Origin of the sequence: Flavobacterium zhairuonense (assembly GCF_004352915.1) — a bacterium.
Taxonomy (GTDB): Bacteria; Bacteroidota; Bacteroidia; order Flavobacteriales; family Flavobacteriaceae; genus Flavobacterium; species Flavobacterium zhairuonense.
Map to the genome: position 1 here is coordinate 171,466 of NZ_SJSY01000066.1, position 14,638 is coordinate 186,103.

Below are 14,638 nucleotides of genomic sequence, written 5' to 3' on the forward strand. Positions count from 1 at the left end.
TTAGTCTCGTCAAGGACCAAATAAAGATCAAGACATAATGGCCCCATCTATAAAAAAATATTTTATTTATATTATATTTTTGGTTTCGCCTATAGCAGTTTTAAATGCACAAAGTAAATCAGGAAACACTACTGTTTCTGCTGATACTAATGGCATCGCATTGGCGTGTAATAACAACCAAAAAACCGAAACGGCTGATACAACAGTGATCAGCAAATTAGAGAATTCTAATCAGTTAGCAGTGGAGCTATCCATCCCCAAGGATAGCTTTGCTATGGCTAGTGATGCGAACGATCAAAAAACTTCAGAGTGCAAAGAAAATTCATCGATTACAGCTTCTTATTCTGTTCTTGCGAAGGACATTATTGAGAACTATAAATATGATTTTTCTGAAACATTCATCGATATCTTGTTTTTTGAAAATATAGACTTAGCAAGAACTAGAACTATATGATTCAGAAAACTACGCTATCTGTAATCCGATTTATTGCATTTTTTAGTATTTTGTTTTGTACTAAAACGAATACGTATGCCCAAACGATAGTGCCCCAGCAATTAAATTTTGATAGGATTTGTGCTGGGCTTATCATTGATGGCGCTCCTTTTAATCAATATGCGGCTACTTTTAGTTATGTAGATTTTCCAGCTGGAACAACTTTTGAAGTAGAACTTTCTGATGATGCAGGGAATTTTACAACCCCTACAGCTACAACAAAAATCTCATTTACAGATGATCCTACATTAAAGCAACAAACAATTCGATTTGCTGTTCCAACCAATTTAAAAGGATCTGATATTTACAGCTTACGTGTAAAAAGTAATACAGCAACTCCTGTCTATAGTTTGCGATTTAAAAATCTTGCAAACAACACCTCTTTCCCAGCATATTATAGTACTTATGTGAGTTCATTTTATATTAATGAAAAATCACCTACTGCGACAATTTGTTCAGGAGGAAGTATTTCACTTTCTGTTTATAATCCAACACCAAATGATGCTCCTTCGTCTCCGGCTAATTATCCAAATCTAAAGTACAAATGGTATAAAGATGATGTTTTGATTAATGGACAAAGCGGTACAACGTTACTAGTAAATTCAATTGGAACCTATTACGCAAAATTAGATTATGGATTATGTTCAGAAGATAATTTAAGCTCAAATCGTGTTACTGTTACAGCCTCTGGATCTGGTTCATCAGTTACAATTGCATCAAGTTTAGGTAATCCGTTTTGTGCAAGCGGTACAGGAACAGTTTTAACGGCGACTTCAGGAAATAGTTACGTTTGGAAAAAAAATGGAACCGTAATAGCAGGAGCAACAAGTCGCAGTTATGCCACAAACGAAGCGGCAATTTACACGGTTGATGTTGACTTTGGAGGATGTAAAGCAACAGGAACAATTGATCTTAAAGGAAACAACTTTACAGCATCATTAAATGTCCCAGAAACGAATGTTATTGCCCCAGACGAAACATTAAGCGTTACGGTGACTACAAATGCTGTGAATCCTACTTTCCAGTGGTTTTTAGGAAGTACAGTTATTGCAGGTGCTACAACCAATACTTATTTGGTTTCAAGCCCGGGAGATTATAAAGTAAAAATAAGCCAAGCATCTGGATGTACAGTTGAGCAAGAATTGTCATTTAAGGTTACATATGATGGTCCAATTGCTTCAGTAGAAAAAATTCCAAATATCATAAGTTTAAGCGCAAGTCAGTATCCTTATAATTTTTGGGATATTCCGAGTGAATACAAAAACCCCGAAACTAGTGTTAAAATAATTAGTTCAAACGGAGACATGGTGCTTGATGTTGTCAACTATCAAGGCGATTGGCCCCCGTCTGGATCAATTGATATTAAAAATGTAAATCCAGTTTATTACTATGTCATTCATTCCGACACAGGTGAAAAGAAAGGATCAATAACCCTGATAAAATAAAATGAAGAAAATCCTACTATTCATAACTTTATTTTACGGTTTTTCAAATGTACTCTATTCTCAAGATACGAAATCTGAGGATGGAGTTGTTTCGTTTTCTTTACCTATCAGAAATTCTTTAAAGTTCAATAGATACTTAATCAATCCAACTTTTAGCTTTGTACGCGAATCAAACCCGTATGTGAGTTTTTATAACAAAAGACAATGGGTTTCATTTGATGATGCTCCAAATACGTATTTATTTGGTTATTCTGGTCGTTTCAGAGAGAATGAAGCTTTTGCTTTTGGATTATTTCAACAAAATTATGGTGTCTTTACCGTATTTGGAGGAGTAGCTAACTTTGCCCATAATATCGTTTTGCAAGAAGATAGCAATTTGACATTTGGTCTTAACGTTGGTGCTTACCAAAGTGGTTTAAACAAAGGCAAAATCATTTCAAATGATCCAAATCTTCCAATAGATAACATTCCATCAAATACATTGCTTACAGTAAATCCTGGTATTAACTATGGTACTGTATTTCTTGATTTTGGTTTATCGATCAACAATTTAGTTCTTTACAATTTTGGATCCGGAATGGTAAAAGAAGATCCAGAAAGAGCCATCGAATTGCATGGTATGTACACTGGCTATATTGACAGCTATGGTTTTTTTGACAGAAGTAAATTTTCTGGAATAGTAAAAACCGAAATCAAAAAAGATAAAACAATTTTATCAGGACTTGCTATGATTGCGATTCCGCAAGGAGTTTGGGCACAAGTAGGTTATAATACTCTGTACGGGGTTTCAGCAGGTTTAGGAGCGAATATTTCACCAAGTATTTCTATCGAATATAATTATGAAAGAGGTTTTGGGAATTTTACCAATTTAGGAGGTTCCCATGAATTTGCAATTGCTTATAGATTCAAAAACAGAAATTACTATTATGGGGATGATGACGAAGGTTCTCTTATCGATCCTTCTAAGCCAAAACCTGTAATGGCTAAAAAGACTACATCAACTCCTGTTACAAGAGTAGATGGCGCTGAAAAAGCAAGATTAGCAGCAGAAGCAAAAGCGATTGCTGATGCTGAAGCTAAACAAGCAAGACTAGCAGCTGCTGAAAAAGCAAAAGCAGATGCTGAAGCAGCAACAAAAGCAAAATTAGAAGCAGATAATAAAGCTAAGGCTGACGCTGAAGCATTGAAACTTAAATTGGCTGCAGAAGCAAAAGCAAAAGCAGATGCTGCGGCAGCAACAAGAGCACAAACTGCAACAGCAAATAGAGCAGTTGCTGCTACACAAAAAACGCAAGCTCAATTGGCTGCTGATAAAGTAAGAGCCGATGCTGAGGCACGTAGAATACAGTTAGCGGCCGACAATAAAGCACGTGTTGACGCTGCTGCAGCGGCAAGAGCACAAGCGGCAGCAAATAAACCAGGAGCAACAGCACCAAAAACACAAGCTCAATTAGCAGCTGATAAAGCTAAGGCTGATGCCGAAGCAATGAAATTGAAATTAGCAGCCGATGCTAAAGCCAAAGCTGATGCTGAAGCGGCAAAAGCAAAAGCCGATGCAGCAAAACCAGCAGAGCCACAAAAAACAGCGGCACAATTAGCAGCTGATAAAGCAAAAGCTGATGCAGAGGCAGCAGCAAAAGCAAAATTAGCGGCAGACGCAAAAGCAAAAGCTGACGCAGAAGCATTGAAAATTAAGTTGGCAGCCGATGCAAAAGCAAAAGCCGATGCAGCTGAAGCGAAGAAAAAAGCCGATGCAAAAGCGAAAGCTGAGGCAGCAGACTTACAATCTATTTTGGCAGCGGATGCAAAAGCAAAAGCAGACTCAGATGCATATCAAGCTAGATTAGCAGCTGAAGCAAAAGCAAAAGCTGCAGCAGAAGCGAAAACTAAAGCGGCTATTGATGCGGCAAACAAAGCCAAAGCAGCAGCAGCTCTTAAAGCAAAACAAGCTGAAGAAGCAGCATTAAAAGAAAAATTAGCAGCTGATGCAAAAGCAAAAGCAGATGCTGAGGCAAGACAAGCATTGATTGCAGCCGAAGCAAAAGCAAAAGCTGATGCGGAAGCATTGAAGATAAAACAAGCAGCTGATAAGGCGAAAGCTGAAGAAGAGGCAAAACAAGCAAAATTAGCGGCTGATGCAAAAGCTAAAGCTGACGCTGAAGCACAACAAGCAAAATTAGCAGCTGATGCTAAGGCCAAGGCCGATGCAGAAGCTCAAGCTAAACTTGCTGCAGATGCCAAAGCTAAGGCTGATATGGAAGCATTACAGGCAAAATTAATTGCTGATGCAAGAGTTAAAGCTGACGCGGAAGCTACAGCAAAAGCAAAAGCTGATGCGGAAGCAAAACAATTAAAAGAAGCTGAAGAAGCACGTCAGGCTAAATTAGCGGCAGATGCAAAAGCAAAAGCTGATGCAGAAGCACTGAAAGCGAAACAAGCTGCTGACGCAAAAGCAAAAGCAGATGAAGAGGCTCGTCAGGCACAATTGGCAGCTGAAGCAAAAGCGAAAGCCGATGCAGAAGCACTTCAAGCGAAATTAGTTGCTGATGCAAAAGCCAAAGCAGACGCAGAAGCTAAGGCAAAACAAGTAGCTGAAGAAAAAGCTAGAGTAGAAGAAGAAGCACGTCAAGCTAAATTAGCGGCAGATGCAAAAGCGAAAGCCGATGCAGAAGCACTTCAAGCAAAATTAGTTGCTGATGCAAAAGCCAAAGCAGACGCAGAAGCTCTTAAAGTAAAACAAGCAGCTGAAGAAAAAGCTAGAGTTGAAGAAGAAGCTCGTCAAGCGAAATTAGCTGCAGATGCAAAAGCGAAAGCCGATGCAGAAGCACTTCAAGCTAAACTTGCTGCAGATGCAAAAGCGAAAGCAGACGCGGAAGCTCTTAAAATAAAACAAGCAGCGGAAGAAAAAGCTAGAGTTGAAGAAGAAGCTCGTCAAGTGAAATTGGCTGCAGATGCAAAAGCGAAAGCCGATGCAGAAGCACTTCAAGCTAAACTTGCGGCAGATGCAAAAGCAAAAGCGGATATGGAAGCATTACAAGCGAAATTGCTTGCTGATGCAAAAGTAAAAGCAGATGCTGAAGCTACAGCAAAAGCCAAAGCCGATGCTGAAGCAAAACAATTAAAAGAGGCAGAAGAGGCTCGTCAAGCAAAATTAGCAGCCGACGCGAAAGCCAAAGCTGATGCAGAAGCATTGAAATTGAAACTTGCTGCTGACGCAAAAGCCAAAGCTGACGCAGAAGCTTTACAAGCAAAACAAGCAGCTGAAGAGAAAGCTAGAGTTGAAGAAGAAGCTCGTCAAGCGAAATTAGCGGCCGATGCAAAAGCAAAAGCTGATGCAGAAGTATTGAAATTGAAACTTGCTGCTGACGCAAAAGCTAAAGCTGACGCAGAAGCTTTACAAGCAAAACAAGCAGCTGAAGAGAAAGCTAGAGTTGAAGAAGAAGCTCGTCAAGCAAAATTAGCAGCCGACGCGAAAGCTAAAGCTGATGCAGAAGCATTGAAATTGAAACTTGCTGCTGACGCAAAAGCTAAAGCTGACGCAGAAGCTTTACAAGCAAAACAAGCAGCTGAAGAGAAAGCTAGAGTTGAAGAAGAAGCTCGTCAAGCAAAATTAGCAGCCGATGCAAAAGCCAAAGCTGATGCAGAAGCATTGAAATTGAAACTTGCCGCTGACGCAAAAGCTAAAGCTGACGCAGAAGCTTTACAAGCAAAACAAGCAGCTGAAGAGAAAGCTAGAGTTGAAGAAGAAGCTCGTCAAGCAAAATTAGCAGCCGATGCAAAAGCAAAAGCTGATGCAGAAGCATTGAAATTGAAACTTGCAGCAGATGCCAAAGCTAAAGCTGATGCAGAAGCACTTCAAGCAAAATTAGCAGCTGATGCAAAAGCAAAAGCCGATGCAGAAGCTCTTAAAGCGAAACAAGATGCTGAAGAAAAAGTTAGAATTGAAGAAGAGGCTCGCCAAGCGAAATTAGCGGCAGATGCAAAAGCAAAAGCCGATGCAGAGGCAGCAGCAAGAGCAGCAGCAGCTCAAAAAGACGAAACAGCAAAAGCGATAGATAATTTAACAGAATCTCTAGAAGCATCGAGTAAAAATCAAAGCGATTTATTGGCTCAGTTTAATGCAACAGTTGCCAACAAACAAAAAGATTTGAACGACTTAAGAGAGGAAAATGATTTAAGTGAAAAAGGTATTTATAGAGAACCAAAACCTTTCAAGAGTGTAGCAGCAGAAAACAGTCAATTAGAAGCTTTAAAAGCTAATATTGCTGAAGCAAACAGACTTCAAAAAGATGAGATAGCTAAGCTGACGAATTTATACAATGAAAGACTTAAAAAGGTTCCGAATAAGAACGATGCTGTAAACAGAGCTTATTTAGAAAAGATAAATCAGTTGAAAGCAGCACAATTGAAAATGGAGCAAGACAGTGCTGATTTACTCGCGAATTTAGAGCGTATTAAAGCAGAAACTGAGATTGAGAAGAAACGTAGAATTAAGCGTGCAGCTTATGAAAATGATCAAGGACGATATAATCAAGATCTAGCAGCTCTTAAACGTATCAAGGAAACTACTAAAATTAGCAGTACGCCTTTAACAGCAAGTGATTTTGATTTCGGTGAAGACCAGTCAAATATGCAGATCATCAAGAATATTAAAAATTCTGAAAGTGGATATTATATGATTCTTGCCGTTCATAGCAGTGTTGAAAAGAGAGATGAGTTCCTGACTAAAGCGGTTGCCGCAGGACGTTCAGATATTAATTTCTTCTACAATGTGACAACAAGTAAGTATTACATCTATTACGAGAAATTTGAAGGTTTACAAGAAGCGACTAAAGCATTAGAAGCAAAAGGAAGCAAACCTTACAATGGCAAATTAGCTATCGTAAAAGTGGAGAATTAATAGAAGTAAAAAGAAAGCCAGTCCTTCTTATATAATCCTAAGAAGGACTTAATAATAAAATGTTTCAGAGTGCTAAAATTTATTTTTTAATGCCCCTTAAGAAATAAATAAGGCCAAAAACAAAATGAAGACCATGAAAAAACCTACTATCTTAAAAAGTGTAAAAACTGTCATTACATTTGGTACGAACCTACTATCGTACGCAAAATGTCAGCTAGAGGATTTAGAGTTTTATTTTTCTAATACGAACATCAGTATAGATAAAATAATGACTTTAAATAGAAAAAAAGCATCGCAAGCAGTGATGTTTAGTCTGTTCTTGCTTTTAAGTTTTACTTCTGTAAACGCCCAGATTGGAAAAGCTTTTACTCCTAGACTTACTGGAGGAAATATAAAAGTTAAAGGAGATGTTATTTTAATTGGAAACACGGTAATCAATAAAGTGAATACCGCTCCAACATATAACCGAAATGGAGCACCACAAACAGGGGTTCCTTTTACAGGAACGGTTACTAATTTAGCAACTTTAACTACTGAGGCAAACACTCCATTTAATTCGCCTGGAGATAACAATGATTATAATGTTGAATATATCAATGTTGATCCTGCAACAGGAGTTTTCAGTTCGTCTCAATCAGAATTGAAAATTAATAATAGCTGTAAAAAAATTGTTTTTGCCGGGTTATATTGGTCAGCCATTTACCCTTACGAAAGAAGTACTGATAGTGGAAAGAAATACGATGGATCATTAAGACCTCTTGACACTTGGAAAACAATTAAATTTAAAGTTCCAGGAGGAACCTATCAAAATGTAACAGCAGATGAAGTTATTTTTGATGGATACAATTATACAAACGTTCAAAATTCTTTTAAAGATTCGCCATACGTTTGTTATAAAAATGTAACAGCAACATTACAAGGTTTAGCAAATGCTGATGGTGTTTATACTGTTGGAAATGTTCGTGCCGCTTTAGGAAAACGTGATGGTGGTGGCGCAGGAGGATGGTCTTTAGTTGTAATTTACGAAAGCCCAACAATGCCAAGTAAATTTATTTCTGTTTTTGATGGTTATGTAGGTGTTAACCCAGATGCAGGAGGAATTAAAACGGTTGATTATACAGTAAATGGATTTCAAACTTTACCATCTCCATTTCCTGTAAATGCAAAAATTGGTGTTGGTGCTCTTGAAGGCGATAATCTTAAAACAGGCGACGATTTACAATTTAAAGCAAATAAATCAAGTGCATTTACAGTTATCTATGACGCAGTTAATCCGATAGGAAATTTTTTCAACGCGACAATTTCTGCAGATGGATCTCATTATTTGTCAAGAACTCCTAATAGTACCAATACTATGGGATTTGATATTGACCATGTTATTATTCCAAATCCGCCATCAAGTTCTGGTGCGATCAATAGTGTTGTTCCAAATGATGAAACGGGTGCTACTTTAAGACTTACAACTTCTAGTGACGGATATGGTGCATTCTTGTCAACTTTTGCAGTTGAAATTATCGAACCAAAAATTTTATTGACTAAGCAGGTTTTTGACGCTAATGGCGCTGATGCAAGTGCAAAAGATGTTACTTTAGGAGAACAATTAAATTATGTACTTGGATTTGAAAACCAAGGTAACGATGATGCTAAAGAGTTTGTAATTAAAGACGTATTGCCAAAAAACATTAACTTCAGTTTTCCTGGTGATATTACTTCTTTGCCAAGTGGAATGACCGTTGCAAATAACGTTACTTACAACGCTGCAACAAGAACACTTCTTTTCAAAATTCCTGACGATTTAGTTAAAAAGAATTTAATACCTGGGCCACCTTTTGTGCGCAGTGAAATTAGATTCAGTGTAAAAGTAGTTCCTACTTGTAATGAGTTAAGTGATGCTTGTGATCCTATTATTCAAAATTCTGGGTATGCTACTTATAAAGGAGCCATAAATCCAACGCAAATTACAGATGATCCGAGTTTATCATCATACACAGCTTGTAACCTTGGAACACCACAGTCTACAAACTTCTTGGTAGGAGTAAAGGATTGTAAGTTTACGCAAAATGTTGTTTTATGTAGCGCAAGCCAAGTTATTAAAGCTTCTGATGGATATGCTAGTTATAGCTGGACGGGACCTGGAAATTTTACCGCAACGGGTCAGTCTGTTACAGTAACACAGCCTGGATTATACAAGGTGACAGGAATAGCAAATAAGCCATGTACAGATTATACGGAGGAAATTACAGTTGTCCCTTTTGGAGGAATTGCTACAAATCCTGTTATTGCGTACGCAAGCCAAGTAGTACAATGTACAAGTAATGGTAAATTGTTGCCAAATATTTTCTTGTGTGGAGCTAATTCATATAAAGATATTCCAACAGGTATTAATGATGGTTCTGTAATTATTTGGGAGAAACTTGACGAAAGTAGCTGTACAGCGACAACTAGCCAAAATTGTGCAAACGAGGGAACTTCTTGTACTTGGACAAAAGTTGGTGAAGGCCCAAATTACAGAGCAGATCAGTCAGGTCAATTCCGATTGACATTAAATTATACTGGAGGCTGTTTTAATCGTTTTTATTTCAATGTTTACAAAAACATATTCAACCCAACTGAAACACACAAAGATATTATGTGTGGAAAAGCTGGAAACATAACTGTTGGTGGAGGTAATGCACAATATGAATATGCAATAGCAGAGCAAATCCCTAATACAACGCCTGTACCTGGAGCTTATCAATCAAGCCCAATATTCCCAATTACTGGGACTACTTGGGGCGCAGGTGTAACGCAAAAAACATATATTATTTTTATAAGACAGGTTGGTGTAACTACTAATCCTTGTATTTTTAATATTGGAGATATTGTAATCAGAAAAAGAGCCTTTAGCATGACTGCTACTGCATCGCAGCCGCTATGTAATGGTGATCTAGGAAAAGTATTGATTGTCGCAAATGATGCAGATCCGCAGTACACATTTAATATTTATAGAGTAGGAAATAGAGGAAGACTTACACTCGTGAATACTTCTGGACAAATTACACCTAACCAATATTTATATGATCAATTGACCGCAGGTGATTATGTTGCTGAAGTAATTACAGAGGATGGTTGTAAAGCTACTCAGGATATAACAATCAACACAGTTGCAAAACTTACTGTTACTCCTGCTATGTCACCAGCATTAACCGCTTGTCAGGATGGAGGAATTAAATTAACTATTGCGGGAGGAACCTCACCGTATTATTATTCTCTAAATGGTGGAGATTATACTCTTTATACTGGAGCAACAATACCAGTAACTTTTGCAACTTTGCCTGCAGGTGGAGTTTATAATATTGCGGTTTCTGATGCAAATGGATGTAAGGCTACTAATTCAATTACATTCACAGCAAGCCCAAAACCACAATATACGATTAGTAAAACAGATATTATATGTTACACTGATAAAGGAGAGATTAAGGTAAATGTTACAGCTCAAAATGGTTATACAATGCAGTATAGCATTAATAACGGTGTAACATGGAGTAGTAACGGAACTTTTTCAAACTTAAGCGGAGGTACTTATAATGTTGTTGTAAAATATACATTATCGGGAACAACTTGTACAGATCCTGCTCAGGTTATCACAATTAATTCACCAGCATCTGAATTAACGGCTTCTGGTGGTGTCGCTGAATTAGCAGGATGTAGACTTGGCGGAACTGGCGGAAGATTGAGATTTACAAACGTTTCAGGAGGTACGGCACCATATAAATATTCTTTTAATGGAGGTCAATCGTTTGATGATTTACCTTATGCAGATGTTACAGATGGTACATATGTCTTAGTCGTTAAAGATGCAAATGGTTGTACTTATAAATTGCCATATAATGTAATCTTAGATCCAAAGCCTGCTGATCCAGATGTTAAATTATCTGATGTTGTTTACGATTGTACTGGTAAAGGACAAACTACGGCAACGGTTATTAATTCTTCAAGTAATGTATATTCATATGAATATTCGTTAGATGGTGTACCAAACACGCCAGTTACTAATAATGTGTTTACTAATATTCCATCAGGAAGCCATTATGTTACAATAAAATATAAATTAGAAGACGCTAGTACATATAGTAATTTATTAAAAGAAGATTTCGGAAGAGGAGCACCAACGACAAGCCCTGGTATTGCTGCAGCTTATTGTTTTAACAATCAAGATGTAAATATCCATACTTGTCCTAATCCTACGAGATCTGTTGAGGATAATCAATATTCTGTGGCAAGTTTCTTTTGGAGAAACGATACGTCTTGGTATCCATTTAAAGATCATACATCGAATGGTACAGTGACAGATGGAAGATATTTATTAGTAAATATTGGTTCAGCGGCAGGTGACTATGGAATTTTATATAGCAAACCAATTGCAGATGTTATCCCAAATCAACCAGTTAAAGTAGATTTGGCAGTTGCCAATTTATTAAATGCAGGCGTAGATGGAGCGGCTCCAATAGTTCGATTCGAATTAGTAGACCCATCTGGAAAGGTTGTTGCAAGAGTTGATACTGGAAAAATTGCAGAGGATAAAAACGATCCAAATAGAACAAAATGGATTGAAATTCCTACGATTTCGTTAAACCCAGGAAATAATACAAACCTGACATTTGTTATTCGTTCAGGAAGTTTAGAATATAATGGTAATGATTTATTAATTGATGACATTTCAGTTTATCAATTACCACAAACTTGTCTACAAGAGAAAGTGGTTCGTTTTGATGTTGGAACTGATAAAGCATTTACCGTTTTGAATCCTACAATTCAAGATGTTCTTTGTAATGGTAAAGATACAGGTACAATTACAATTCCTGTTCAAAACTTTAGTGGCACTTTTTATTATTCTGTAAATGGTGGAGCTTTACAAAGCTATACAACTAGTCCACTTTTTATTGACAAATTAATTGCAGGATCATATACTGTAGTTGTTCAAAGTGATCTAGCTGGTACTTGTTCACAAACAGTTAATACAACTGTTGGAACAGCAACACCAGTAACTGTAACAGCAACAGTTACTGCTCAGGCAAAATGTGGAACAGGAAATGGAGCTACAATTACAGCTACTGCTTCAGGAGGAACAGGACCTACTTATACATATGAATTAAGAGCGGCAGATGGTGTTACAGTAATTGCTGGTAATGCTTTTCCTCATTCTAATATTTTCACAAATGTAACTGCACCGGGAACTTACACGGTTGCGGCTAAAGATATTAATGGATGTCTTTCTTCAATTTCCCCTGCAATAGTGGTAAACGCTCCAACTCAACCAACGGCGAGCTTGAGCACCACTTCAGATTTATGTTATGATGCTGATAAAGCTACAATTATAATCACAGCTACAGGAACTGGAACTTTGACTTACAGTTTAGATGGTGCGGCTGCTGTGAATACAAATACTTTTACAGGAGTGGGTGTTGGTACACACTCTGTTGTGGTTACAGACAGTAATAACTGTTCTGTTACAGTTAGTGGTATTATTGTGGCTCCAGCCTTAGATGCAAAAGCATCAATTACTAAACCATTAGATTGTAATACTGCAGGAGCAACGATTCATGTTGAAATCAGCGGTGGTAAAACAACTTATAAATATAGAGTTAAAACAGGATCTGGTTCTTATGGATTAAGTACAACTGTTACAGGAACAGCATTTGATTATCCAGCACCAGGATCTGGATTATATACATTTGAAATCTCTGATTCTAATACTCCAACTGCATGTACATTTGAAGTAAGTGCTACAGTAGATGCGATAACGAACCCAACAGTTAATGTTTCTCCAACACAAGTTACTTGTTTTGGCGGAACAAATGGATCAGTTACGCTTTCTGGTTCAGGAGGTTCAGGAGGTTATACATATAGTTTTAATAACAGTGGATTCACTACTACAGCGACTTATTCAGGTTTAAAAGCTGGAATTGCTTACCCATATCAAGTAAAAGACAACAAAGGATGTGTTTCAACTCCAGGATCTATTACTTTAACAGAACCACCGGTGGTTCAAGGAAGTATTTCTGCTACAGACATTACGTGTGGTCCAACAGGAACTGTTCCGGCTGTAGTTACTGTAACAGCATCTGGTGGAACAGGGACAGGGTATCAATATAGTTTTAATAACGCTACAAGTTTTACAACTACAAATACTTTCCCAACTACAGCTGCAGGTAGTACTGTAACGGCTTATATTAAAGATAGCAATAATTGTCAAATTGGTCCTTTAAGCATTACTATTGGAGCATTTGACCAAATTACAGATATTACAATAACTGATAACGGTTATGATTGTTCTACAACACCAGCAGGAGGTCACGTTAATATCGCTGCAGTAAAAGGCGGTGTTTCTGCACCAATTCGTTATCAAATTATTTCTGGTCCAGCCGGATATAGCACTGCAACAAATTCTGACGGTGAATTTAAAGGATTAGTTCCTGGAAGTTATGTTTTCCAGGCTACAGATATTAAAACGGGTTGTTCATTTACTAAATCTTATACAGTTAATGGAGTACCTGATATCACTACAGGAGGATCAATCCTTACTTCTATCAAATGTAATGGAGGTACAGGTACAATTCAGTTTACTGTTAATGGAGTTAAGAGCAGATACGATTATGTTATTAAAAATGGTTTAGGTAATACTATTCAGAGTGCAAATAATTTAGTTGGTTCATCAAATACGACTATTACTGTAAGTAGTGCATTAGCTGCAGGTTCTTATACTATTACTGCTACAGATAGAACAACAAAATGTACGTCTAGTTATACAGTAACGTTAACACAGCCGGCTAATCCAGTAGATGTTACTGCAACAGCAGCAAATATCACTTGTAGCAAATTTACATCTGTAATTACGGTTGTAGGATCTGGAGGAACACCAAATTATTCTTATGCAGTTGTAAAACAAGGATTTCCAGCACCGGCTGCAGGAGCTTATACTACAAGTGCGACAATGACTGTTGATACAAACAACGGTAATGATCGCAATTGGACAGTTTATATAAAAGACGTGAATGGATGCCCTGACACGGTGAATGTATCTATTTTAATGGATGCTGTTCCAACGGTTACGGCAACTTTAGATAATCAATGTACAGGTTCTGGAAATAAATTCAGAATTACTGCAACAGCAGGTGGAACGAACTTGAAGACTCCTTTGACTTATGGAATCAATGGTCCTACAGGTTCGTTTGGACCAGATAATTTCTTTGATGTTACTGCAAGTGCAACTCCTTATACGGTTTGGGTTAAGGATGCAAATGGATGTACTGCTTCAGCAACACCAATTACAGTTTACCCACAATTAACAGCAACAACGGTTGTCAAAGAATTAGATTGTTCGGCTACACCGAATGCTACTATTACAGTTAACGCTAATGGTGGAAGAACTGCTTATAAATACGAAGTTTCGACAAACGGAGGAACAAGCTATTCTCTAATGGCATCAAATGTTTATACAACATCAGTTGCAGGAACATTCAAGATTAAAGTTACAGATGCTAATGGATGTACTTTTGTAGTAACAGAAACTATACAATCAATTTCAAATCCAACTGCTTCAATTGTTACACAAAGCAATGTAAGCTGTAACGGAAAACTTGACGGATCTGTTACTTTACAAGGTAACGGAGGTTCAGGCGGATTTAGTTATAGCAACAATGCTACAACAGGATTTGGATCAAACGCTACCTTCACAGGTTTAGGTGCGGGTTCGCATACTTTCTATGTAAAAGACAGCAAAGGATGTTCAGGCCAAGTTGATGTGACTATTTTAGAGCC

At 37.5% G+C, this 14,638-nt stretch carries 3 protein-coding genes and 1 pseudogene; all 4 read left to right on the plus strand.

Annotation, left to right across the window (positions count from 1 at the left end):
- The first annotated feature begins 37 nt into the window (after window positions 1-37).
- The gene (locus EYY60_RS04950) at window positions 38-454 is read left to right on the plus strand and encodes a hypothetical protein (protein ID WP_132988285.1); all 417 of its coding nucleotides are present in this window, start codon (window positions 38-40) and stop codon (window positions 452-454) included.
- On the plus strand, window positions 451-1,938 hold the full coding sequence (gene sprC / locus EYY60_RS04955; RefSeq protein WP_132988286.1) for a gliding motility protein SprC: 1,488 nt from the start codon (window positions 451-453) through the stop codon (window positions 1,936-1,938). Before EYY60_RS04950 ends, sprC begins: the two co-directional genes overlap by 4 nt.
- A gap of 1 nt (window position 1,939) precedes the next feature.
- A complete protein-coding gene (locus EYY60_RS04960) occupies window positions 1,940-6,838 on the plus strand; it encodes a PorP/SprF family type IX secretion system membrane protein (protein WP_132988287.1) in 4,899 nt (1,632 codons plus the stop codon).
- 133 nt (window positions 6,839-6,971) lie between these two features.
- Window positions 6,972-14,638 (plus strand): annotated as a pseudogene (locus EYY60_RS04965) (hypothetical protein); the annotation flags it as partial.

Coding starts and splice junctions, on each gene's coding strand:
- sprC (WP_132988286.1), top strand. CDS start 451: ATGATTCAGAAAACTACGCTATCTGTAATCCGATTTATTGCATTTTTT.
- EYY60_RS04960 (WP_132988287.1), top strand. CDS start 1,940: ATGAAGAAAATCCTACTATTCATAACTTTATTTTACGGTTTTTCAAAT.
- EYY60_RS04950 (WP_132988285.1), top strand. CDS start 38: ATGGCCCCATCTATAAAAAAATATTTTATTTATATTATATTTTTGGTT.